The organism is Streptomyces changanensis (assembly GCF_024600715.1).
Taxonomy (GTDB): Bacteria; Actinomycetota; Actinomycetes; order Streptomycetales; family Streptomycetaceae; genus Streptomyces; species Streptomyces changanensis.
This window is the reverse complement of the sequence record NZ_CP102332.1, coordinates 3,198,573-3,221,703: the sequence shown is the minus strand read 5'-3', so window position 1 is coordinate 3,221,703 and position 23,131 is coordinate 3,198,573. Positions and strand designations below refer to the sequence as shown.

Annotated in this window: 20 protein-coding genes and 6 tRNA genes; 12 read left to right on the top strand and 14 right to left on the bottom strand. The window is 72.3% G+C overall.

The window, feature by feature from the left end; genetic code table 11:
- Positions 1–23: 23 nt before the first annotated feature.
- From NRO40_RS14210 to NRO40_RS14190, 5 genes are all read right to left on the bottom strand, one after another.
- A complete protein-coding gene (locus NRO40_RS14210; RefSeq protein WP_058942893.1) occupies positions 24–818 on the bottom strand; it encodes an ABC transporter permease in 795 nt (264 codons plus the stop codon).
- A 1-nt stretch (position 819) separates the two neighbouring features.
- Positions 820–1,842: an ABC transporter ATP-binding protein gene (locus NRO40_RS14205; protein ID WP_079047167.1), complete on the bottom strand. Its 1,023-nt coding sequence runs from the start codon at positions 1,840–1,842 to the stop codon at positions 820–822.
- A 157-nt stretch (positions 1,843–1,999) separates the two neighbouring features.
- Positions 2,000–2,072: transfer RNA gene (locus tag NRO40_RS14200), tRNA-Gly, on the bottom strand.
- Between the two features lie 76 nt (positions 2,073–2,148).
- A tRNA-Gly gene (locus tag NRO40_RS14195) sits at positions 2,149–2,223 on the bottom strand.
- 523 nt (positions 2,224–2,746) lie between these two features.
- Positions 2,747–3,079 carry a histone-like nucleoid-structuring protein Lsr2 gene (locus NRO40_RS14190; protein ID WP_079047166.1) on the bottom strand — a complete coding sequence of 111 codons (333 nt, stop codon included), beginning with the start codon at positions 3,077–3,079 and terminating at the stop codon, positions 2,747–2,749.
- Between the two features lie 394 nt (positions 3,080–3,473).
- Here NRO40_RS14190 and purS point away from each other — a divergent pair, with 394 nt between their 5' ends.
- The 7 genes from purS to purM all read left to right on the top strand — a co-directional run bounded on the left by purS (position 3,474) and on the right by purM (position 11,468).
- The gene (gene purS, locus NRO40_RS14185; RefSeq protein WP_058942891.1) at positions 3,474–3,722 is read left to right on the top strand and encodes a phosphoribosylformylglycinamidine synthase subunit PurS; all 249 of its coding nucleotides are present in this window, start codon (positions 3,474–3,476) and stop codon (positions 3,720–3,722) included.
- Complete coding sequence (purQ, locus tag NRO40_RS14180; protein WP_058942890.1) at positions 3,719–4,399, top strand: phosphoribosylformylglycinamidine synthase subunit PurQ; 681 nt, start codon at positions 3,719–3,721, stop codon at positions 4,397–4,399. The genes purS and purQ overlap by 4 nt, the downstream gene beginning before the upstream one ends.
- Positions 4,399–6,648 (top strand): phosphoribosylformylglycinamidine synthase subunit PurL, encoded by a 2,250-nt coding sequence (gene purL / locus NRO40_RS14175; RefSeq protein WP_058942889.1) that lies wholly within the window; start codon positions 4,399–4,401, stop codon positions 6,646–6,648. The genes purQ and purL overlap by 1 nt, the downstream gene beginning before the upstream one ends.
- A 151-nt stretch (positions 6,649–6,799) precedes the next feature.
- The gene (locus tag NRO40_RS14170; protein WP_058942888.1) at positions 6,800–7,603 is read left to right on the top strand and encodes a maleylpyruvate isomerase family mycothiol-dependent enzyme; all 804 of its coding nucleotides are present in this window, start codon (positions 6,800–6,802) and stop codon (positions 7,601–7,603) included.
- Between the two features lie 268 nt (positions 7,604–7,871).
- The gene (locus NRO40_RS14165) at positions 7,872–8,663 is read left to right on the top strand and encodes an META domain-containing protein (RefSeq protein WP_058942887.1); all 792 of its coding nucleotides are present in this window, start codon (positions 7,872–7,874) and stop codon (positions 8,661–8,663) included.
- A 151-nt stretch (positions 8,664–8,814) separates the two neighbouring features.
- Positions 8,815–10,341, top strand: coding sequence for an amidophosphoribosyltransferase (gene purF / locus NRO40_RS14160; protein ID WP_058942886.1), 1,527 nt, complete (start codon positions 8,815–8,817; stop codon positions 10,339–10,341).
- A gap of 44 nt (positions 10,342–10,385) precedes the next feature.
- Positions 10,386–11,468, top strand: a complete 1,083-nt coding sequence (gene purM / locus NRO40_RS14155; RefSeq protein WP_058942885.1) for a phosphoribosylformylglycinamidine cyclo-ligase — start codon at positions 10,386–10,388, stop codon at positions 11,466–11,468.
- A 57-nt stretch (positions 11,469–11,525) separates the two neighbouring features.
- Here purM and NRO40_RS14150 read toward each other — a convergent pair whose 3' ends face one another.
- Together NRO40_RS14150 and NRO40_RS14145 are read right to left on the bottom strand one after the other, a co-directional pair.
- On the bottom strand, positions 11,526–11,777 hold the full coding sequence (locus tag NRO40_RS14150) for a DUF3073 domain-containing protein (protein ID WP_058942884.1): 252 nt from the start codon (positions 11,775–11,777) through the stop codon (positions 11,526–11,528).
- 401 nt (positions 11,778–12,178) lie between these two features.
- A complete protein-coding gene (locus NRO40_RS14145; RefSeq protein ID WP_058942883.1) occupies positions 12,179–13,261 on the bottom strand; it encodes a Leu/Phe/Val dehydrogenase in 1,083 nt (360 codons plus the stop codon).
- A gap of 163 nt (positions 13,262–13,424) precedes the next feature.
- Between NRO40_RS14145 and NRO40_RS14140 the strand changes: the two genes are divergently transcribed.
- Together NRO40_RS14140 and bldC are read left to right on the top strand one after the other, a co-directional pair.
- Complete coding sequence (locus tag NRO40_RS14140) at positions 13,425–14,279, top strand: hypothetical protein (RefSeq protein WP_058942882.1); 855 nt, start codon at positions 13,425–13,427, stop codon at positions 14,277–14,279.
- Positions 14,280–14,799: 520 nt separating this feature from the next.
- Positions 14,800–15,006: a developmental transcriptional regulator BldC gene (bldC, locus tag NRO40_RS14135; protein WP_003949541.1), complete on the top strand. Its 207-nt coding sequence runs from the start codon at positions 14,800–14,802 to the stop codon at positions 15,004–15,006.
- Positions 15,007–15,424: 418 nt separating this feature from the next.
- Here bldC and NRO40_RS14130 read toward each other — a convergent pair whose 3' ends face one another.
- The 3 genes from NRO40_RS14130 to hrpA all read right to left on the bottom strand — a co-directional run bounded on the left by NRO40_RS14130 (position 15,425) and on the right by hrpA (position 20,072).
- A complete protein-coding gene (locus tag NRO40_RS14130; RefSeq protein WP_157901884.1) occupies positions 15,425–15,598 on the bottom strand; it encodes a DUF6274 family protein in 174 nt (57 codons plus the stop codon).
- Between the two features lie 374 nt (positions 15,599–15,972).
- A tRNA-Asp gene (locus tag NRO40_RS14125) sits at positions 15,973–16,047 on the bottom strand.
- Between the two features lie 89 nt (positions 16,048–16,136).
- Entirely contained in the window at positions 16,137–20,072 is a 3,936-nt protein-coding gene (gene hrpA, locus NRO40_RS14120; protein WP_257375420.1) for an ATP-dependent RNA helicase HrpA, read from the bottom strand.
- A 108-nt stretch (positions 20,073–20,180) separates the two neighbouring features.
- On the opposite strand from hrpA, the gene NRO40_RS14115 reads away from it, so the two are divergent.
- From NRO40_RS14115 to NRO40_RS14105, 3 genes are read left to right on the top strand one after another with little or no spacing between them, the layout of a single operon-like run.
- Positions 20,181–20,804: a hypothetical protein gene (locus NRO40_RS14115; RefSeq protein WP_058942881.1), complete on the top strand. Its 624-nt coding sequence runs from the start codon at positions 20,181–20,183 to the stop codon at positions 20,802–20,804.
- Positions 20,805–20,858: 54 nt separating this feature from the next.
- Positions 20,859–21,656, top strand: coding sequence for a DsbA family protein (locus NRO40_RS14110; protein ID WP_058942880.1), 798 nt, complete (start codon positions 20,859–20,861; stop codon positions 21,654–21,656).
- The gene (locus NRO40_RS14105; protein WP_058942879.1) at positions 21,653–22,477 is read left to right on the top strand and encodes a cytochrome c biogenesis CcdA family protein; all 825 of its coding nucleotides are present in this window, start codon (positions 21,653–21,655) and stop codon (positions 22,475–22,477) included. Before NRO40_RS14110 ends, NRO40_RS14105 begins: the two co-directional genes overlap by 4 nt.
- Before the next feature lie 51 nt (positions 22,478–22,528).
- On the opposite strand, the gene NRO40_RS14100 is transcribed toward NRO40_RS14105, so the two are convergent.
- The 4 genes from NRO40_RS14100 to NRO40_RS14085 all read right to left on the bottom strand — a co-directional run bounded on the left by NRO40_RS14100 (position 22,529) and on the right by NRO40_RS14085 (position 23,061).
- Entirely contained in the window at positions 22,529–22,693 is a 165-nt protein-coding gene (locus NRO40_RS14100) for a hypothetical protein (protein WP_157901883.1), read from the bottom strand.
- Between the two features lie 82 nt (positions 22,694–22,775).
- A tRNA-Phe gene (locus NRO40_RS14095) sits at positions 22,776–22,852 on the bottom strand.
- Positions 22,853–22,874: 22 nt separating this feature from the next.
- Positions 22,875–22,949 (bottom strand) — tRNA-Asp (locus tag NRO40_RS14090).
- A gap of 39 nt (positions 22,950–22,988) precedes the next feature.
- Positions 22,989–23,061 (bottom strand) — tRNA-Glu (locus NRO40_RS14085).
- Between the last annotated feature and the right edge of the window lie 70 nt (positions 23,062–23,131).

Here is a 23,131-nt window from a genome sequence, read left to right as displayed (position 1 = left end):
GCGCCCCGTCTCCCCCGTCCCGCTCAGTGGCGGGGCTCCCACCGGAACCACCGCCGCACAGCAAACACCGACACGGCCGTCCAGGCCAGGGCGGTCACCGCCGCCCGTACGAGCTCCCCCGGGTCGCCCCCGCCGAGCCACCCGGCCCGTACGAGCTGCACCACGCCGGTCACCGGCAGCAGCGCGCACACGTCCTGCACCCGCTCCGGGAACACCTCCAGCGGGACGAACAGACCCGAGCCGAACGCCGACACCAGGAACAGCGGCATCGTCGTCAGCTGCGCGCTCTCCACGGTCCTGGTCAGTCCCGCGGTGACCGCGGCGAGCGCGGCGAGCAGCACGATGCCGACGAGGACGCCCGCGACGAGCAGCTCCGGCCGCCGGGGTGCCCGCACGTCGAGGAACGCCACCGCCGCCCCCACCATGATCAGGCACTGGGCGAGGGTGAGCGCCACCGAGGGCAGCGCTGTCCCGGCGAGGATCTCCGGGTCGGTCGCCTCGCCGGTGCGCAGCCGCTTGAGGACGAGCTCCTCGCGGCGCGCGACGTACGCGGGGACGAGGTTGAGGTAGACGACGATGACGAGGACCATCCCGACGCCGCCGGTCATCACCGCTTCCAGCAGGGTCAGTCCGCTCTTCTCCGCGCCGATCCGGTCGACGCTCGTCCCGATCGAGCCGACCATCAGCAGCGGCATGAGGAGGGTGACGAAGAGGGAGGTGCGGTTGCGTACGAGGAGGGTCAGTTCGGCCCGCGCGAGCGCGCCGAGCCGGCCGGCGGCCGTGGTTCCGGGCCGCTCGTGGGCGGTGGTCGCCGCCATGTCACACCTCCACCGTGTCGGCGCGGTCCCCGGAGGACCGCGCGATCTCCAGGAACGCCTCCTCCAGGGAGGCGGACCGGGCGTCGAGCCCGTCGAGCGTCACGCCCTGGTCGCGGGCCCAGCCGAGCAGTTCGGTCAGGGCCCGCTGGAGGTCGTGGGTACGGATCTCGACCCGTCGCGCGCCCTGCTGCGCGGCGCGCAGGGAGAGCGGCAGCCGGGCGGCCGGGATGCCGGCGGGGAGGCCGAAGCGGATCCGGGCCGGCCGGGAGGCGGTCACCTCCGCGGGAGTGCCGGAGGTGACGACGCGGCCGGCGTGCATGATCGCCAGCCGGTCGGCGAGGGCCTCGGCCTCCTCCAGGTAGTGCGTGGTGAGGAGCACGGTCGTGCCGGTCTCGCGGAGCTGGCGCACGAGGTCCCAGGTGTCACGGCGGCCCTCGGCGTCGAGTCCGGTGGTGGGCTCGTCGAGGAACAGCACGTCGGGCCGGCCCAGCAGGGCGAGCGCCAGGTCGAGCCGTCGCCGTTCGCCGCCGGAGAGCTGCTTGACGCGGACGCGGGCGCGGCCGGTGAGGCCGACCATGTCGAGCGCCTCGCCGGTCGGCCGGGCGCCGCTGGTGCACCCGGCCCACATGCGGACCGTCTCGCTGACGGTCAGGTCGGACGGGAAGCCGCCTTCCTGGAGCATCACGCCGATGCGGGGCCGGACGGCGGCGCGCTGCCGGTACGGGTCGTGGCCCAGCACCCGGACGCTGCCGCCGTCGGGGGCGGCGAGCCCTTCGAGGATCTCGACGGTGGAGGTCTTCCCGGCGCCGTTGGTACCGAGGAGCGCGAAGATCTCCCCGCGCTCCACGGCGAAGGTGATGCCGGTCACCGCCTCGAAACCCCCGGCGTACCGGCGCCGGAGCCCCTCGGCCTCGATGGCGGGCCCGTCGTCGGGCCGGCGTCCGGTCCCGGGGCGGGACGCGGTCCCGGGGCGTGGCGCTGGGGCGGGCCCGTGGTCGGGGCCGGAGTGGTCGTCGCTGGTCATGGTTCCAGGCTCGGCGCGGACCGGCGCGGTCGGCAGTGGGCGCTGTCAGCTCCCCGCGATGACAAATGTCATCGGGCCGGGGAGGAGGGGAGGGGCGCCGGATGTCGGCTCGGGAACGGCGAAGACCCCGGTCGATTGACCGGGGTCTTCATTCCTGAGCGGACGACGAGATTCGAACTCGCGACCCTCACCTTGGCAAGGTGATGCTCTACCAACTGAGCCACGTCCGCATTGCTCCCGACCGGCTTTCACCGGGCGGTGCGAACACCACTGTACCTGATCCACCGGAGTGGTCGGTACGTGATGTGGAGCGGGTGACAGGAATCGCACACTGCGCCTTCCCCCTGGAAGGGGGATGTTCTACTACTGAACTACACCCGCACGCTCCGTGAGGTCTCGGCCTTTTCGGCCTCGCCCCTCGGCGTGCTCCAGACTTTAGCCGATCAAGGGGGGTGTCGCGCAACTCGGTGCTTCGGCACCGGTCCCGCGGCCCCTGCGACCGTGCGTCCCCCCGGCCCCCGCCGGCCTCCCGACGGGCCCTGACCTGCCGACCGCCGTACGACTGCCGCCCTGTCGGAGCGCCATCGGTACGAGCGCCCCCCTCGCGCGGGCGCCGCTCCTGCCCCGGGCCCCGCACCGCCGAGCGCCCCCAGCGGGGCCGCCGCCCCCCGCCACCGCCGGCTCCCGCCGAACGCCGCGCGCCCGAGCGCACCGCCCCGCTGGGCCCCGCACGGACCCGGCCCTGCACAGACGGCCCCGCTCGGACGGGCCCGCACAGGCCGCCCCGCGCAGGCCGGCCCCGCACAGGCCGCCCCGCACGGGCGTCGACGTGCGGCGGGGGCGGCGACACCCGTCGCCGCCCCCGCCCGCCTCCCGCCGCCGGCTCAGGCCGGCGCCCTACGTCTCAGTGCGCCTCTTCGAAGGCTTCGTACACCCGCTTCGGGATGCGGCCGCGGGCCGGGACGTCCAGCTTGTTGGACTGCGCCCAGGCGCGGACGGCCGCCGGGTCGGGGTCCACGGCGGTGTGCCGGAACGGCTTGCGGGCCTTCTCGACACCGCCGCCGGACTTCTTCCGGCCGGCGTCGAGGTACGGGGCGAGGGCCTTGCGCAGTTTCTCTGCATTGGCTTCATTGAGGTCGATCTCGTACGACTTACCGTCGAGGCCGAACCTGACCGTTTCCGCCGCTTCCCCGCCCTCGATGTCGTCGGTGAGCGTGACCACTACGCGCTGCGCCACGGATATCGGTCCCTTCCCGTGGTAAGCCGCCGTCGATGTGTGTTCTGTGACACGTTTGACGTGCGGCGATACCTGATTCACATGGGTGTTATTTCCTTTGTACAGCGCCGGGTGCCGCACTGGGAAGACCCGGCAATTCTCCCCGCGTGTCCGCGCGGCATTGCGCGGCCCGGATTCTTTTCCGGGATTTTCCCCGGGCATCCCGCGGACGTGCCGCTGCCCGCCTTCCGTGTCCGCATGCCGGGGGAGGGGAGCGGGCGTCCCGGGTGCGCGCGTGTCTTCCTTCAAGATCACCCCAGGTCGTTTGTGGGATCCTCTGGAAATCTACTCGCGTAGAATTTGTAGGCAGGTACGCTGAGGGAACCGCCCACGCAACACACCACCGGGAGTGCCAGTGGCACGCGTCGTAGTCGACGTCATGCTCAAGCCGGAGATCCTCGACCCGCAGGGACAGGCGGTGCAGCGTGCACTGCCCCGCCTCGGTTTCGAGGGGATCGCGGACGTCCGCCAGGGGAAGCGCTTCGAGCTGGATGTGGAGGGCCCGATCGACGAGGCCGCCCTCGCCCGCATCCACGAGATGGCCGAAACATTCCTTGCCAACACCGTCATCGAGGACTTCGTCGTCAAGGTGGAGGAGGCGTGACCTCTCGCATCGGAGTCGTCACCTTCCCCGGGACGCTCGACGACCAGGACGCCCTGCGCGCGGCCCGCCTCGCCGGTGCCGAGCCGGTTCCGCTCTGGCACCGCGACAAGGACCTCCACCAGGTCGACGCGGTGGTCCTCGCGGGCGGCTTCAGCTACGGCGACTACCTCCGCGCCGGAGCGATCTCCCGGTTCTCGCCGGTCATGGAGACGGTCATCGAGCAGGCCCGCGCGGGCATGCCCGTGCTCGGCATCTGCAACGGCTTCCAGATCCTCACCGAGGCGCACCTGCTGCCCGGCGCGATGCTGCGCAACAACCACCTGCACTTCGTCTGCCGCGACCAGAAGCTGCGCGTGGAGAACGCCGGCACCGCCTGGACCGCCGACTACGAGCAGGGCCAGGAGATCTCGGTCCCGCTGAAGAACATGGACGGCCGGTACGTCGCCGACGAGCGCACGCTCGACGAGCTGGAGGCCGAGGGCCGGGTCGCCTTCCGGTACCTCGACGTGAACCCCAACGGCTCGCTGCGCGACATCGCCGGCATCACCAACGCCGCGGGCAACGTCGTCGGCCTCATGCCGCACCCCGAGCACGCCGTCGAGCCCCTCGTCGGCACGGGCCGCACGGACGGCCTCGGATTCTTCACCTCGATCCTCAAGAAGCTGGTCAACGCCTGATGAGCCTCGACACCGTCAAGCACGCCACCGAGACCCCGGACGTCGAGCAGCCGTGGGCCGAACTCGGCCTGAAGAAGGACGAGTACGAGCGCATCCGCGAGATCCTCGGCCGCCGCCCGACCGGCGCCGAGCTGGCGATGTACTCCGTCATGTGGTCCGAGCACTGCTCGTACAAGAGCAGCAAGGTCCACCTGAAGCAGTTCAGCGAGAAGAAGCCGCAGTCCGACGCCATGCTCGTCGGCATCGGCGAGAACGCCGGCGTCGTCGACGTCGGCCAGGGGTACGCGGTGACCTTCAAGGTCGAGTCGCACAACCACCCCTCGTACATCGAGCCCTACCAGGGCGCCGCCACCGGCGTCGGCGGCATCGTCCGCGACATCCTCGCCATGGGCGCCCGCCCCGTCGCGGTGGTCGACCCGCTGCGCTTCGGCGCCGCCGACCACCCCGACACCAAGCGCGTCCTGCCGGGCGTCGTCGCCGGCATCGGCGGCTACGGCAACTGCCTGGGCCTGCCCAACATCGGCGGCGAGGTCGTCTTCGACTCCTGCTACCAGGGCAACCCCCTGGTCAACGCCGGCTGCATCGGCGTGATGAAGCACGAGGACATCCACCTCGCCAAGGCGTCGGGCCCCGGCAACAAGGTCATCCTCTACGGCGCCCGCACCGGCGGCGACGGCATCGGCGGCGTCTCGGTCCTCGCGTCCGAGACCTTCGACGACACGAAGCCCACCAAGCGGCCCGCCGTCCAGGTCGGCGACCCCTTCCAGGAGAAGCTCCTCATCGAGTGCACCCTGGAGATCTTCCGGGAGAAGCTCGTCGCGGGCATCCAGGACCTCGGCGGCGCCGGCCTGTCCTGCGCCACGAGCGAGCTCGCCTCCGCCGGGACCGGCGGCATGCGGGTCGAGCTGGACACCGTGCCGCTGCGCGACGCGTCGCTCTCGCCCGAGGAGATCCTCATGAGCGAGTCGCAGGAGCGCATGTGCGCGATCGTCGAGCCGCAGCACGTCGACCGCTTCCTGGAGATCTGCGAGAAGTGGGACGTCATCGCCACCGTCATCGGTGAGGTGACCGACGGCGAGCGCCTGGAGATCTTCTGGCACGGCGAGCAGATCGTGGACGTACCCCCGGGCACGGTCGCCCACGAGGGCCCGACGTACCACCGCCCGTACGAGCGCCCCGCGTGGCAGGACGCCCTCCAGGCCGACGACGCGAACGCGCTGCCCCGGCCCGCCACGGCGGAGGAGCTGCGCGAGCAGGTCCTGAAGCTGGTCGCCCACCCGAACCAGGCCTCCAAGGCGTGGATCACCGACCAGTACGACCGGTTCGTGCAGGGCAACACCGTCCTCGCCCAGCCCGAGGACTCCGGCATGATCCGCATCGACGCGGAGACCAACCTCGGCGTGGCCATCTCCACCGACGGCAACGGCCGGTACGCCAAGCTCGACCCGTACGCGGGCGCGCAGCTCGCGCTGGCGGAGTCGTACCGCAACGTCGCCGCCTCCGGCGCCCGGCCGCTCGCCATCTCCGACTGCCTGAACTTCGGTTCGCCCGAGGACCCGGCCGTCATGTGGCAGTTCGCCGAGGCCACCCGCGGCCTCGCGGACGGCTGCCTCCAGCTCGGCACGCCGGTGACCGGCGGCAACGTCTCGCTGTACAACCAGACCGGTGACACCGCCATCCACCCGACGCCGGTCGTCGCCGTCCTCGGCGTGATCGACGACGTGACCCGCCGCACGCCCATCGCCTTCGCGCAGGAGGGCCACCTCCTGTACCTGCTGGGCGACACGCGTGAGGAGTTCGGCGGCTCGGCCTGGTCCGAGGTCGTCCACGGGCACCTCGGCGGTCTGCCGCCGAAGGTGGACCTCGACCGCGAGAAGCTGCTGGGCGAGATCCTCATCTCCGCCTCGCGCGACGGCATGGTCGACGCGGCGCACGACCTGTCCGACGGCGGACTCGTCCAGGCCGTCGTCGAGTCCTGCCTGCGCGGCGGGAAGGGCGCCCGGCTCGTCGTCCCGGACGGGCTCGACGCGTTCACGTTCCTCTTCAGCGAGTCGGCGGGCCGCGCGGTCGTCGCCGTCCCGCGCAGCGAGGAGCTCCGCTTCACCGACATGTGCGGCGCGCGCGGCCTGCCCGCGACCCGCATCGGTGTCGTGGACGGCGACGCGATCGACGTCCAGGGCCAGTTCGACATCCCGCTGGACGAGCTCCGCACGGCCCACGAGGCGACCATCCCGGGCCTGCTGGCCTGAGACCCGCCCCACCCCGCGGCCCGCTGCCCCGTCCGCCCCGCCGCATCCGCGCGCGGCGGGGCGCCAGGCCGTCGGGGCATCGGGCCGGGCCGTCGGACACCGGGCGCCGGGCCGCCCCGACACCCGCGCGGTGCGCCGGTAGCCTCGGGGCATGCCACAGCCGAGGAAGCGCCCCCGCAGTTACGACCCCGGGAAGACCCGCGCCGCGGTCACGGCGCAGTTCGCGCACGTCCACGAGGGCGTCGCACGGCTCACCCCGGAGCAACTCGCCCTGCCGACGCGGCTGGGCGAGTGGACCGTACGCGAACTGGCCGCGCACATCGCCATGGTGCTCCGGTCCGTCATCCGCGGCGTGGCGGCCCCCGAGCCGTCCGTGCGGGACGTGGTCCTCCTCGACTGGCCCGCCGCCACCCGGCGGTACGCCGGCGCGGTGGACCAGGACACCCGCGAACTGGCCGAGGCGGCCGTCGGACCCGACGGGCTGCCGGAGCTGTACGCCCGCACCGCCGAGGAGTTCGCCGCCGCGCTGGCGGACGCGCCCGGCGACCGGCTGATCGTGACGCGCTTCGGCGCCATGCCGCTGGCCGACTTCCTCGTGACCCGCACGGTCGAGCTGACCGTGCACACCGACGACCTCAACGCCGCGACCGGACTGGCCGTCCCGTACGACCGGCAGGCCCTCGCCACCTGCACCCGCGTCCTCGCCGACGCCCTCGCCCTCAAGGCGCCGGGCGGCTCCGTGGAGCTGCGGGTACCGCCCCACGCCGTCGTGCAGTGCGTGGAGGGCCCCCGGCACACCCGCGGCACACCGCCGAACGTCGTCGAGACCGACCCGCTCACCTGGACCCGGCTCGCCACGGGCCGCACCTCGTGGGCGGAGGCGGTCGACGCGGCGCACCTGCGCGCCAGCGGTGACCGCGCGGACCTGGCCGCCTGGCTCCCCGTCCTCGGCTGACCCGCCGGCGTCGGCCCAGGCCCACGGGCCCCCTCCGAGGCGTCCACCCGGCCCCTCCCGGCGCCCCGTCGTGGCCCGGGGGCGCTCCATGGGCCGATCCCAGGCGCCTCGTCGACCCCGGACGGCCCGTACACGGCCCCGGGCAGCCGGTCGTCGGGTCTGAGGCGTCGTGCGAGGCCCTGCGGGGTCCCTGGGACGTCCGGGCCACCGGAAGACGCCGGGGGCGCAGGGGGCGGAACCGACGCGCGTCCCGGCCCGTCCCATCCGCATGCGGACCACGAAGACTCTCCTCCCCGCCCTGGCCGCCGCCGTCGCGCTCGCCGGCTGCGCCACCACCGAGGGCCCCGGCGAGCGCCCCGACATCCCCGTCACCGGTGTGCACTGGACGGTCGACTCCCTCACCGTGGACGGCCGCAGGACGGCCTCCCCGGCCCCCACGGCGTACGTCGAATTCCAGCCGGGCGGCCGCTCGGCGGGCAACGCCGGGTGCAACCGCTTCACCGCCGCGGCGACCGTCGACGGCGACACCGTCACCGTCGGCAAGAGCACCCGCACCCAGATGGCCTGCGACGGGCCCGTACAGGGCTTCGAGAACGCCTTCCTCAAGGCGTTCACCGGCCGGCTGGAGGCCCGACTCGACGACGACCGCCTCACCCTCACCACCCCGGACGGCGACACCATCGCCCTCACCGAGCAGCCCGCCGCGCCCCTCGCCGGCACCACCTGGCACGTCGACTCGCTCCTGGAGGGGAAGACCGCCACGTCGCTGCCCGCCGGCACCGAGGGCCGGGCGCACCTGACGGTCGCCGACGACGGCACCGCGCGCGGCAACCTCGGCTGCAACAACTTCACCGCCACCGTGAAGACCGGCTCCGGGAAGCTGACGTTCGGCCCCCTCGCCGTCACCCGCAAGATGTGCACCAAGCCGCAGATGGAGCTGGAGCAGCACCTGTACGGGACGCTGAGCAGCGGGACCGTGACGTTCCGGATCCAGCACCGGGCACTCTCGGTCACCGCGCAGGACGGCTCCGGATTCGCCGCCCGGGCCGCGGCCCGGTAGGGGTGCGAGGTCCGTCACACCGCGGGCGGGGCGGCGGGGCTCCCGGGAGCGGCGAAAGGCCGCCTGGTCAGGGGCCCCGTCCCGCCCGCGCCCCGCGGGGGCGGGACGGCCCCATTCGGACCAGTGGTCGATCTCGCCTACACTCGGTGGTGTGCCACGTGGTGACGGTCGACTCAATCACGATCTGCTTCCCGGCGAAAAAGGCCCCCAGGACGCTTGCGGCGTCTTCGGTGTCTGGGCTCCGGGTGAAGAGGTCGCAAAGCTCACGTACTTCGGGCTCTACGCCCTCCAGCATCGGGGTCAGGAATCCGCGGGAATCGCGGTAAGCAACGGCTCCCAGATCCTCGTCTTCAAGGACATGGGCCTGGTTTCCCAGGTCTTCGACGAGACTTCCCTCAGCTCGCTCCAGGGTCACATCGCGGTCGGACACGCCCGCTACTCGACCACCGGGGCCTCCGTCTGGGAGAACGCCCAGCCCACCTTCCGGGCCACGGCGAACGGCTCCATCGCCCTCGGGCACAACGGCAACCTGGTCAACACGGCCGAGCTCGCCGGGCTCGTCGCCGACCTGCCCAAGAAGGACGGCCGCGCCACCCAGGTGGCGGCCACCAACGACACCGACCTCGTCACCGCGCTCCTCGCGGGCCAGGTCGACGCCGACGGCAAGCCGCTGACCGTCGAGGAGGCCGCCGCCGCGGTCCTCCCCAAGGTCCAGGGCGCCTTCTCCCTCGTCTTCATGGACGAGCACACCCTCTACGCCGCCCGCGACCCGCAGGGCATCCGTCCGCTGGTCCTCGGCCGGCTGGAGCGCGGCTGGGTCGTCGCCTCCGAGTCCGCCGCCCTTGACATCTGCGGCGCCAGCTACGTCCGCGAGGTCGAGCCGGGCGAGATGATCGCGATCGACGAGAACGGCATCCGCACTTCCCGATTCGCGGAAGCGAAGCCCAAGGGCTGTGTCTTCGAGTACGTGTACCTGGCCCGTCCCGACACGGACATCGCCGGCCGGAACGTCTACCTCTCCCGTGTGGAGATGGGGCGGAAGCTCGCCGCCGAGGCCCCGGCCGAGGCGGACCTCGTCATAGCGACGCCGGAGTCCGGCACGCCCGCGGCGATCGGCTACGCCGAGGCGAGCGGCATCCCCTTCGGCGCCGGCCTGGTCAAGAACGCGTACGTCGGCCGGACCTTCATCCAGCCGTCCCAGACCATCCGCCAGCTGGGCATCCGCCTCAAGCTGAACCCCCTGAAGGAAGTCATCAGGGGCAAGCGCCTGGTCGTCGTCGACGACTCGATCGTCCGCGGCAACACCCAGCGCGCGCTGGTCCGGATGCTCCGCGAGGCGGGCGCCGCCGAGGTCCACATCCGGATCTCGTCCCCGCCGGTGAAGTGGCCGTGCTTCTTCGGCATCGACTTCGCCACCCGCGCCGAGCTGATCGCCAACGGCATGACGGTCGACGAGATCGGCAAGTCCCTCGGCGCCGACTCGCTCGCGTACATCTCGCTCGACGGCATGATCGAGGCGACCACGATCGCCAAGCCGAACCTCTGCCGCGCCTGCTTCGACGGCGAGTACCCGATGGAGCTGCCCGACCCCGAGCTGCTCGGCAAGCAGCTGCTGGAGACGGAGCTCGCCGCGGGCCCGGCCGCCACGGCCGCCGCCGACGCCCTCCGCCGCCCGTAGGCACCCCCCACACCCCCGCTGTACGACACGAAAGTTCTGTAGCCATGTCTCAGGCCACCAGTGCCACGGGCGGCGGCGCCAGCTATGCCGCCGCGGGCGTCGACATCGAGGCGGGCGACCGCGCCGTCGAGCTGATGAAGGAGTGGGTGCGCAAGACGCAGCGCCCGGAGGTCCTCGGCGGCCTCGGCGGGTTCGCCGGCCTCTTCGACGCCTCCGCCCTCAAGCGCTACGAGCGCCCCCTCCTCGCCTCCGCCACCGACGGCGTCGGCACGAAGGTCGACATCGCCCGCCGCATGGGCGTGTACGACACGATCGGCCACGACCTCGTCGCGATGGTCATGGACGACATCGTGGTCTGCGGCGCGGAACCGCTCTTCATGACGGACTACATCTGCGTCGGCAAGGTCCACCCCGAGCGGGTCGCCGGCATCGTCAAGGGCATCGCCGAGGGCTGCGTCCTCGCCGGGTGCGCCCTCGTGGGCGGCGAGACCGCCGAGCACCCCGGTCTCCTCGGCCCCGACGACTTCGACGTCGCCGGCGCCGGCACCGGTGTCGTCGAGGCGGACCGCCTGCTCGGCGCCGATCGCATCCGTACGGGTGACGTCGTCATCGCCATGGCGTCGTCGGGCCTTCACTCCAACGGGTACTCGCTCGTCCGCCACGTGCTCTTCGACCGGGCCGGCATGGCCCTGGAGCAGCAGGTCGACGAGCTCGGCCGGACCCTCGGCGAGGAGTTGCTGGAGCCGACGAAGATCTACTCGCTGGACTGCCTGGCGCTCACCCGCACCACCGACGTCCACGCCTTCAGCCACATCACCGGCGGCGGCCTCGCCGCGAACCTGGCGCGGGTCGTTCCCGACCACCTGCACGCGACGGTCGACCGGTCGACCTGGGCCCCCGGCGCGATCTTCGACCTGGTCGGCACGGCCGGTCAGGTGGAGCGGCTGGAGCTGGAGAAGACCCTGAACATGGGGGTCGGCATGATGGCCGTCGTCCCCGCCGACTCCGTCGACGTGGCCCTGACGACCCTCGCCGACCGGAATCTCGACGCCTGGGTCGCCGGCGAGATCACCGAGCGTGGCGACCACTCGACCGGCGCCGCCCTCACGGGTGACTACGCGAGCTGAGCAGCACAGAAACCCGGTCCGGGGCGGGCCCCGGACCGGGTGGAGAGTGTGCGGGCGTCAAGCGCCGCGACGCTGCGATGACGGACCGGACTCGTCGTCCCCGTCATCGTCGTCGTTGTACAGCTCCGCGTAGCGGGCGTACGGGTCGTCTTCCTCGTCGTCGTCCTCGAACGGCTCTCCGTTCGGAGGCTGACTCGAAGTCGATGCGCCCAGCTCGCTGGCCAGCCGTGCGAGGTCAGTCCCACCGCTGTTGTACTTCAGCTGGCGGGCGACCTTCGTCTGCTTGGCCTTGGCCCGGCCGCGCCCCATGGCTCGACCCCCTCGGTGACGGGGCTCGACGGCCCCAGAGTCTTGACACGCGTTCATGATGCGGAACGGACTCCCCGTGGAGAGACCGGCCCGTGGGCTTCAACGGTACCTGCTTCCGCGGCCATACGGTACGCCGCCCGCATGACGCGCCCCGGAGCCGGACCGGCGAGGCGCCCCGTCCTCGCTGGTCAGCTGCGATTTTAACCTCTTCCCGAGGTCGACCCGCCGACCGGCGTGAGCCATCTCTCTCCGACGGCCGCACACCGCTGTACGAACACACCAACCCGGAGCGCGTCCGGGAGGTTCCCGAGGGCACGCAAGGTGCCGCCCGCCGGGCCGCCCTGTCAAGGGCGCCTTCCCGGCGGGCGTACGCAGCGTGGCCGGACGACTCCGCGGCGGGGTCAGCGGCGGCGGGCCTCCGCCATCCGCTGCTCGGCGATCCGGTCGGCGGCGGCGGCCGGCGGGATGCCGTCTTCCTTCGCACGTGCGAATATCGCCAGCGTCGTGTCGAAGATCTTCGTCGCCTTCGCCTTGCACCGGTCGAAGTCGAAGCCGTTCAGCTCGTCGGCGACCTGGATGACGCCACCGGCGTTGACCACGTAGTCGGGCGCGTAGAGGATCCCGCGTTCGGCGAGGTCCTTCTCGACGCCCGGGTGCGCGAGCTGGTTGTTGGCCGCGCCGCACACCACCTTCGCGGTCAGGGCGGGCACGGTGCCGTCGTTCAGCGCGCCGCCGAGCGCGCACGGCGCGTAGATGTCCAGGCCCTCGGTGCGGATCAGCGCGTCGGTGTCGACGGCCACTCTGACCTGCGGGTACGCGTCGGTGATCCGGCGCACCGACTCCTCGCGCACGTCCGTGACGACGACCTCGGCGCCGTCCTTCACGAGGTGCTCGACCAGGTAGTGACCGACCTTGCCGACGCCCGCGACGCCGACCGTGCGGCCGCGCAGGGTGGGGTCGCCCCACAGGTGCTGGGCGGAGGCGCGCATGCCCTGGAAGACGCCGAAGGCGGTGAGGACCGAGGAGTCGCCGGCGCCGCCGTTCTCGGGGGAGCGGCCGGTCGTCCACCGGCACTCGCGGGCGATGACGTCCATGTCGGCGACGTACGTGCCGACGTCGCACGCGGTGACGTACCGGCCGCCGAGGGAGGCCACCATCCGGCCGTAGGCCAGCAGCAGTTCCTCGGTCTTGATCTGCTCCGGGTCGCCGATGATGACGGCCTTGCCGCCGCCGTGTTCCAGGCCGGCCAGAGCGTTCTTGTACGACATGCCGCGGCTGAGGTTCAGCGCGTCGAGGACGGCCTCCGCCTCCGTGGCGTACGGGTAGAAGCGGGTGCCGCCCAGGGCCGGGCCCAGGGCGGTCGAGTGGAGGGCGATGACGGCCTTCAGGCCCGAGGCGCGGTCCTGGCACAGCACGACTTGCTCGTGGCCCCCCTGCTCCGAGTGGAACAGGGTGTGCAGGACGCCGTCGGTCACATCGGTCACGGTGGTGACTCCCAAGTACGAAGCGGCGGAATGAGGCCCTCCGGGGGTGGGGAGGACCTGTTCGGGATGAGGGTAAGTCCTACCTGCGCGTAGGACCGATGCAGTGCGCAGGATCACCCCCTCCCGGAGTACGGGACGGTGCCGGCGTGGAAGGATTCCCGGCATGGCGGCTGTCTCCTCGGTCCTCGTCCCGTACGCCTCGTACCTGCGGGTGTACGAGCCCCTGGACGCCTTCCCGGAGCCCGAGCGGGGCCACTGGGCCCGCTACGCGCCGGTCGCCCTGCGGGGCGGGACCCCGACGGCCCAGGACGAGCTGCGCCGCTCCCTCGCCGATCTGCTGCCGACGCCGCCGGTGCCGGTGCCGGTGCACGAGAGCGGCGACGCCTTCGTGGTGGAGCGCGACGGCGTGGTGTGCGTCTGCCCGTGGCGGACCCGGCTGCGCGGCTGGCTGGCGCTGGAGGAGCTGTCCGAGCTGCTGCCGCCGTCCGTGCTGGACGCGGCGCTGCCCGCGGTGGTGCGGGGTCAGGCTGCGGCGGACTTCGAGCGGTGGCGGGAGCGGAACCCGGACGCCCGGCCGTGGATCCGGGGCGCGGTGTGGCAGGTGCCGGTGCGCTGGTTCGTCCTCTTCGCGGACGAGGAGCGCGAGTACGTGCCGGGGGAGGGGGCGGGCAAGCCGCCGCTGCTGCGGTACCGCACGCCGATGGTCGAGGCGCGCCGGCGGGTGGCGCGGGGGCTGCGGGCCCTGCGCGAGGCGGTCGACGAAGGGCCCCTGACCGAGGGGCTGGTGGACGTCGGGCGGTGGCTGGAGGAGTTCCACCCGCGCTCGCTGGTCGAGCTCGACTACGGGGGCCTCGTCCACGCCCTGCCGGCGGAGCGGCTGGCGGAGGACCGGTCGGTCGCGGACGTGACGGCCGCCATCGCGGCGCTGCGGGACGGCGACGGGACGGGCGCGGGGACGGCGTACGAGCGGCTGACGACGCGGTGGCGGACGGTCCGGGACCTGCGCTTCGCGAACTGAACCGGAAGATTCCCAAGTGGGGCTATTGCGCCGGAGGCTGTTGCACCTGAGTCTTGTGTGACGTGCGTGCCCTGAAGGTCGATGGTCCCGATCCGGGTCTTTGCCTCAAGGGTGATGAATCGCACTAACAGTGGCTCTTGCGTCCATCGCCCGACCTCGTGCCAAAATAGGACAAGGAGTCCGGGGAGGGCTCCTTCCGTCCAACTTTGGGCGGAAGGCTCAGCATTGCACGCTATGGGGGGTCTGGTGGCTCCTGATCGCTCTGTGACTGATCGTCACTGTGACGTGACTGTCCGCTATGGCATGGTCCATCGGCTTCCGCCGCTGATGGACACCTGAGAGGGCAATTCCATCGGTTTGGCCGAACGTGGCTGGACAGATGGTGTAGTTGTAGTGCCGAGGACAAGCCGTTCGTCCTATAACCGACTCGGCCCGCGTCTGCCATTTCGGGCAACGCGGGTCAAGGTGCAGAATTTAGAGGAAAGAACCGAGAACGTCGGTTCTCCCGAGGAGGCCGCTCATGACCGCTCGCACCCCTGATGCTGAGCCGCTGCTGACCCCCGCTGAGGTAGCCACGATGTTCCGCGTGGACCCGAAGACGGTGACCCGCTGGGCGAAGGCCGGCAAGCTCACGTCCATCCGCACGCTGGGTGGACACCGCCGGTACCGCGAGGCAGAGGTCCGTGCGCTGCTCGCGGGTATTCCGCAGCAGCGTAGCGAGGCCTGAGACACCCCTGTGAACCGGGCTCTTCCGGGTCCCCCAACCCGGACCGCCCACCCCTTGCACCACTGACGGACGCCCGCCCCAACGGGCCGAAGGTCACCGATCGCGCTGGACTCCGCCGGGTCCGGCGCGATCTTTTTTTGTGCCCGCCTCCCGTCGTCCCGACGGTGCAATTGCACGTATTAAATCGGGCTGGTGTAGGCATGGGATAAGTGAAGCGGTTTCCCGAACGGGTTCCGTGACTCGCGTCACATTCCTGACGCCCCCTCGGGGCGGTCCGCGGAGCCCCCGCCGGGGCCGCCCCGCCCGCCGGACGGGCCGCCTCACACGGTCTCGTGGGGTGCGCACGCCCCCACGCAGGCCCCCGCGCACCCACGCACGTCCCACGCGCACCTCTCACGCGAGTCGATCGGACGGGCCGTCAGGCGGACTCGGACCGGGCCTCCCGGAGCGGGGGCTGCTCGGTGAGCGCGGCGAGCTGGGCGAGGCGGTGGCACACGGCGCAGCGCCGGGTGAGGTGGCGGTAGCCGGAGGCGGCCGCCAGGTGGGCGCGCAGGAGCGCGCGGGTCTCGTGCCGGGCCGTCGCAGTCGCCATGCGCGTCACCTCCGGGACAGGGCGCCGATGCCCTTCTGTCTGGGTACCGGTCCCGTCATCCGCCGTCAAGACGGTCGGCACGCACCGGCGCCCCGTACGGGCCCCTGAGCGGCACGGACGGCCCCGTACGGGCTGAGGGGGATCAGATGTCCGGGAGCGCGACGGGGCGGCGCAGGGAGCGCCCCGCCGGCGGGGCGCCGGGGGCGTGAGCCGGGGAGCGGGCGGGGACGTGCGGGGCCCGTTGCGGTGGGGAGGGGCGCCGCGGGGGGCCGTACCGCGCCGCCACGCCCCGCGGTGCGGGAGGCGCGCTTCAGGCCGGGCCCGGGCATGCGAACGAGGGCCCGCACCGTATGGTGCGGGCCCTCGTATCACTGCGGTCCTGACGGGATTTGAACCCGCGGCCTCCACCTTGACAGGGTGGCGAGCACTCCAAACTGCTCCACAGGACCAGGTTTCGCGGCCGGTGTTCCTTGGCTGCGAGCAAGACTGTACAGCAGGTCGGACCACCAGGTCGAACTCACTCCTGGCGACCGCACCGTCACGGCGCCGCCGCGTCGATCGCCTTCACGATCCGCTTGTCCGAGACGGGATACGCCGTGCCCAGCGCGTGCGCGAAGTAGCTGACGCGCAGCTCCTCGATCATCCAGCGGATGTCGAGGACCTCCTGCGGCACCGGCCGGCCCTTCGGCAGCTGCTCCAGGAGCCAGGCGTACTCGTCCTGCATCTCGTGGACCTTCTCCATGCGCGTCGTGTCGCGCTGCACGGATGTCGGCATCTGCTGCAGGCGGCGGTCCACCGCCACCAGGTAGCGCATCAGGTCCGGCAGGCGCCGCAGCCCCGTCCTCGTCACGAAGCCGGCCGGCACGAGGGCCGCCAGCTGCTCGCGGACGTCCCGCACGTTGTTCACCAGGGTGAGGCTGTTCGTGGCCTTCAGCCGGCGCTCGCACGCCTGCCAGGCGGCCAGGATCTGCTGGACCTGGTCGACCGTACGGATCGTCAGCTCCACCAGGTCGGCACGGACCTTGTCGTACAGCTTGCGGAAGGACTCCTCGTCCCAGGCGGGGCCGCCGTGCTCGGCGATCAGCCGGTCCGCCGCGGCGGTCGCGCAGTCGTCGAACAGCGCCTGCACGGAGCCGTGCGGGTTGCGCGACAGGGCGAGCTTCTGCTGGTTCGTCAGCCGGTCGGAGGCGAACTTCGCCGGGTTCACCGGGATGTTCAGCATGATGAGCTTCCGGGTGCCCCGCCACATCGCCCGCGCCTGCTCGGCCTCGGTGTCGAAGAGCCGGACGGCGACCGTCGTGCCCTCGTCGACGAGGGCCGGGTACGCCTTCACCGGCTGGCCGGCCCTGCGCGTCTCGAAGACCCGCGTCAGCGTGCCGATCGTCCACTCCGTCAGGCCGGTGCGCTCCAGCGAGCCGCCCGAGCCCGCCGGGCCCGCCGTCGCGGCCGCCGCGGCCTTCGACAGGGCCTGCCGGGCCTTCGGGCGCAGCCGCAGCTTCAGCTCCTCCAGGTCCTTGTCCTCGGCGAGCTTGCGGCGCCGCTCGTCGACGATCCGGAACGTGATCCGCAGGTGGTCGGGGACCTTCGCCCAGTCGAAGTCGTCCGCGGAGACCGGCACGCCCACCATGCGCTGCAGTGCGCGGGCGAGGGTCTCCGTCAGCGGCTCCTGCCCCGGTGCGGCCTGCTCCAGGAACCTCCGCGCGAAGTTCGGCGCCGGCACGTAGTTGCGGCGGATCGGCTTCGGCAGCGAACGGATCAGCTCCGTCACGACCTCCTCGCGCAGGCCCGGGATCTGCCAGTCGAAGTTCTCGTCCACGACCTGGTTGAGGACCTGGAGCGGGACGTGGACGGTGACGCCGTCGGCGTCCGCGCCCGGCTCGAACTGGTACGTCACGCGGAACTTCAGCGCGCCCTGCCGCCACGTGTCGGGGTAGTCGTCCTTGGTGACGGCCCCGGCCCGATCGTTGATGAGCATCTCGCGCTCGAAGTCGAGCAGTTCCGGCTCGTCCCGCTGCTTGTGCTTCCACCACGAGTCGAAGTGGGCGCCGGACACCACGTGCTCGGGCACCCGCTGGTCGTAGAAGTCGAACAGCGTCTCGTCGTCGACGAGGATGTCGCGGCGCCGTGCCCGGTGCTCCAGCTCCTCGACCTCGGTGAGCAGCCTGCGGTTGTCCGCGAAGAACTTGTGGTGCGTGCGCCAGTCGCCCTCCACGAGCGCGTGGCGGATGAACAGCTCTCGCGACACCTCCGGGTCGATGCGGCCGTAGTTCACCTTGCGGTCGGTGACGATCGGCACGCCGTACAGCGTCACCTTCTCGTACGCCATGACGGCCGACTGGTCCTTCTCCCAGTGCGGCTCGGAGTACGTGCGCTTCAGCAGGTGCCCGGCGAGCGGCTCGATCCAGTCAGGCTCGATGCGGGCGTTGACCCGCGCCCACAGCCGGGACGTCTCGACGAGCTCGGCGGACATGACGAAGCGCGGCGGCTTCTTGAAGAGCGCCGACCCGGGGAAGATCGCGAACTTGGCGCTGCGGGCACCGAGGTACTCGTTCTTCGCGCCGTCCTTGACGTCCTTCATGCCGACGTGGGACAGGAGGCCGGCGAGGAGCGAGACGTGGACCCGCTGCTCGTCGGCGTCCTCCTCGTTGAGGTGTATCCCCATCTGCTTGGCGACCGTGCGCAGCTGGCTGTAGATGTCCTGCCACTCGCGGATGCGCAGGTAGTTGAGGTACTCCGCCTTGCACATGCGGCGGAACGCCGACGACGACAGCTCCTTTTGCTGCTCGCGGACGTACCGCCAGAGGTTCAGGAAGGCGAGGAAGTCCGACGTCTCGTCCTTGAACCGGGCGTGGCTCTGGTCGGCCTGCGCCTGCTTCTCGGCGGGCCGCTCGCGCGGGTCCTGGATGGACAGGGCGGCCGCGATGACCATGACCTCACGGACGCAGCCGTTCCGGTCGGCCTCCAGCACCATCCGGGCCAGGCGCGGGTCGACGGGCAGCTGCGCCAGCTTGCGGCCCGCCGGCGTCAGCCGCTTCTTCGGGTCCTTCTGCGCGGGGTCGATCGCGCCGAGCTCCTGGAGGAGCTGCACGCCGTCGCGGATGTTGCGGTGGTCCGGCGGGTCGATGAAGGGGAACTTCTCGATGTCGCCGAGACCGGCCGCCGTCATCTGCAGGATGACGGAGGCGAGGTTCGTCCGGAGGATCTCCGCGTCCGTGAACTCCGGGCGTGAGAGGAAGTCGTCCTCGCTGTACAGGCGGATGCAGATGCCGTCCGAGGTGCGGCCGCAGCGGCCCTTGCGCTGGTTGGCGCTGGCCTGGCTGACCGGTTCGATCGGCAGCCGCTGCACCTTGGTGCGGTGGCTGTACCGGGAGATCCGGGCCGTGCCCGGGTCGATGACGTACTTGATGCCGGGGACCGTCAGCGACGTCTCGGCGACGTTCGTCGCGAGGACGATCCGGCGCCCCGGGTGCGCCTGGAAGACGCGGTGCTGCTCGGCGTGGGAGAGCCGCGCGTACAGCGGGAGCACCTCGGTGTTCCGCAGCTTCCGCTTGAGCAGCGCGTCCGCGGTGTCGCGGATCTCGCGCTCACCGGAGAGGAAGACGAGGACGTCGCCCGGCCCCTCGGCCTGGAGCTCGTCGACGGCGTCGCAGATCGCGGTGATCTGGTCGCGGTCCGCGTCGTCGGAGTCCTCTTCGAGGAGCGGGCGGTAGCGGACCTCCACCGGGAACGTCCGGCCGCTGACCTCGACGATCGGCGCGTCGCCGAAGTGCCGGGAGAACCGCTCGGGGTCGATCGTCGCGGAGGTGATCACGACCTTGAGGTCGGGGCGCCGCGGCAGCAGCTGGGCCAGGTAGCCCAGGAGGAAGTCGATATTGAGGCTGCGTTCGTGGGCCTCGTCGATGATGATCGTGTCGTACGCGCGCAAGTCGCGGTCGGTCTGGATCTCGGCGAGCAGGATGCCGTCCGTCATCAGCTTCACGAACGTGTCGGAACCGACCTGGTCCGTGAAGCGGACCTTCCAGCCGACCGCCTCGCCCAGCGGCGTCCCCAGCTCCTGCGCCACCCGCTCGGCGACCGTGCGGGCCGCGATCCGCCGCGGCTGCGTGTGCCCGATCATGCCGCGCACGCCGCGGCCGAGCTCCAGGCAGATCTTCGGGATCTGCGTGGTCTTGCCGGAGCCGGTCTCACCGGCGACGATCACGACCTGGTGGTCGCGTATCGCCTCCGCGATCTCGTCCTTCTTCTGGCTGACCGGCAGCTGCTGCGGGTACGTGACCGCGGGCACGCGGGACGCCCGCTCGGCGGTGCGGGCGGCTCCCCTCGCCGCCTCGGCGGCGATCTCGTCCAGGACGGCCTGCCTGGCCTCGGGCTTACGGATGCGGCGGGCGCCTTCGAGACGGCGGCCGAGCCGGTGCGCGTCGCGCAGCGAGACCTCGGCCAGCAGGGTCTGGAGGTCGGCGAAGGAAGTAGACATACCGTGTCCCAGGATCTCACCCGCGGCTCGGGAGTGGCGAACCCATTTCCCCGTACCATTTCGGGCGAGCCGACACCAGCCGCCGCGATCAGGAAGGCGCCCGACCCGATGCCCCGTACCGATGCCCGGCGGCGCCGTCCGGCGCTGCTCGTGCCGGTGCTGGTGGGCGCGGTGCTCGGACTCCTGCTCTGCGCCGGCGGGTGGTGGGCCGGCGGCCTGCCCGCGGCGACCGGGGCGCAGCCCGGGCGGGCGACGGAGACCACCGCGGCCGCGTCCGGGGCGTCGGCGGTCTCCGGGGTGCCTGGGGTCTCCGCGGTCTCCGCGGTGCCCGCGGTCTTCCGGGTGCCTGGGGTCGCTGTGGCGCATGCGGTCTCCGTGGCTCCCGCCGTCTCCGTGACTCCCGCGGTTTCCGTCGCCTCTCTCCCACCGGGGCTCTCCGCCGCGCCGGGCTTCTCGGCCGGCCCCGCGCGGGCCGCCGCCCACGGTGATTCCGCCGGCGCCGGCACGCCCGGCTGCGACGACGGGTCCCGCTCCGGCGACGGCGGCCTGACCCCCGCCACCCTGCCCCGCGGCCCCTCGCCCGGCGAGCTGCTCCCCGCGCCGTACGACGTGCGCGGCGCGGCGCCCGGGACCGGGTGCGCGGTGGGGGAACCGGCCGGCACCACCCCCGGGCGAGCCCCGCCCGGTCTCGTCCCGCTCTCCCCGATGGACCTGTCGATCCTGCGCGTGTAGCCGGCGCCCCGCCGCCGCGTCCCCTTCCCGTCCGCACAGCGCAGGAGATCCACCATGTCCCCGAAGTCGAAGTCCCCGAAGTCCCCGGCCCCCGCTCCGGCCCCGGCGTCGAGGAAGCCGTCCCCGGCGAAGGAGCCGTCCCGGGTGAGGCCGTACCTCATCGGCGCCGGCGTCGCGGCCGCCGCCGCGCTGCTCGCCTTCGCCTCGTACACGGCCACCAAGCCCGAAGACCGGGACGCGGCCGGCTCGGCCGCCTCCGCCCCGGCGTCCGCCGCCGCGGAGGAGGGCGTCTACCCGCAGTGGGAGGAGCTCGCCCGCCGGGACGCCCGGGACGGCCTGGCCGTGGGCCGCGCCGACGCCCCGGTGGTGCTGATCGAGTACGCCGACTTCCGGTGCGGGTACTGCGGGAAGTTCGCCCGGGACACCGAGCCGCAGTTGATCGAGAAGTACGTCGACGCGGGCGTCCTGCGCATCGAGTGGCGGAACCTCCCGATCTTCGGCGAGGAGTCCGAACGCGCCGCCCGGGCCGCGTGGGCGGCGGGCCGGCAGGGCAGGTTCTGGCAGTTCCACGGGGCCGCGTACGCCGAGGGGGCGAAGGAGAAGGGGTTCGGCGCGGACCGGCTGGCCGAGCTGGCCCGGCAGGCCGGCGTCCCCGACGTCGCCCGCTTCTCCCGCGACCTGGACGGCCCGGAGGCCCGTCGGGCGGTCGAACGCGACCAGAAGGAGGGGTACGCGCTGGGTGTCGCCTCCACGCCGTCGTTCCTGATCAACGGGCGTCCGGTCGCGGGCGCGCAGCCGCTGGAGACGTTCACGGCCGCGATCGACGCGGCGGCGGCGAAGGCCGGCCGATGACGGACGTCGGCTACCTGGCCGCCTTCCTCGGCGGTCTGCTGGCGCTGCTGAGCCCGTGCAGCGCCCTGCTGCTGCCGGCGTTCTTCGCGTACTCCGTCGACTCGACGGCGCGGCTGATCGCGCGCACGGGCGTCTTCTACGCGGGCCTGGCGACGACCCTCGTGCCGCTGGGCGCCGCGGGCTCCGTCGCCGGGCGCTTCTTCCAGGGCAACCGCGACCTGCTCGTCACGGGGGGCGGCTGGCTGATCATCGCGCTCGGCGTCGCCCAGGTGCTGGGCTTCGGTTTCGCGCCGCGCCGGCTCACGGAGGCGAGCGGCCGGATCCGCCCGACGTCGGCGGTGTCGGTGTACGCGCTGGGCTTGGTCTACGGCCTGGCGGGGTTCTGCGCGGGCCCGATCCTCGGCAGCGTCCTGACGGTGGCGGCGCTGGGCGGCAGCGCCGTCTACGGCGGTCTGCTGCTGGCCGTGTACGCGCTGGGCATGGCGGTGCCGCTGTTCGCGCTGGCCCTGCTGTGGGACCGGTACGACCTGGGGCGCCGCCGCTGGCTGCGCGGCCGCCCGGTGCGGCTGGGCCGGCTGGAGCTGCACACCACGTCCCTGCTGTCGGGCGGGTTCTTCGTCCTGCTGGGCGGGATGTTCCTGGCCTTCGACGGCACGACGGCCCTGCCGGGGCTGCTGTCGGTGGACGCCTCGTTCGCGGCCGAGCAGTGGGCGGCCCGCGCGGGCCGCGCGGTCCCGGACTGGGCGCTCCTGCTGGGCGTCGTGGCGGCGGTCGCGGTGGTGCTGGGGGTGCGCGGCCGGCGCCACCGGGAACGCGCCTGACCCGGAGGGACGGCGGCGGGGTCCGGGAGACGGCGGCGGGGCCGGGAGTTGCTAGGCGCCGCCGCCGAGGACCTCGCCGAACAGCTCGGTGAAGCGGTGCTTCCACTTGTGCCGGCGATTGCAGTACCGGCGCGGGAAGAACCGGCGCTCCAGCCTGACCGGCCGGTCGCACCACTTGCACGGCAGCGTGCGGCCCTGGTTCGCGTACTCCCCCATGCGGGCGACTCTAGCGACCGGTCCGGTCCGGCGACCGTCGGGGAACGACGAAAGGCCCCGTCCGGAGACGGGGCCTTTCGGCTGGTGGCTGGGGCCGGGGTCGAACCGGCGACCTTCCGCTTTTCAGGCGGACGCTCGTACCAACTGAGCTACCCAGCCACGCGACTCTGACGAGCCGCAGCGGTCCTGACGGGATTTGAACCCGCGGCCTCCACCTTGACAGGGTGGCGAGCACTCCAAACTGCTCCACAGGACCAAGCTTCGTGCGAGAACAAGTCTCGCACACGGTAATGCGTGCCCCCAACGGGATTCGAACCCGTGCTACCGCCTTGAAAGGGCGGCGTCCTGGGCCACTAGACGATGAGGGCTAAGGGCCCGCCTGGGCGCTTCGTCAGCGCGTCGGGGACGTGAGAAGCATATGGGATGCGGGGACGGTTC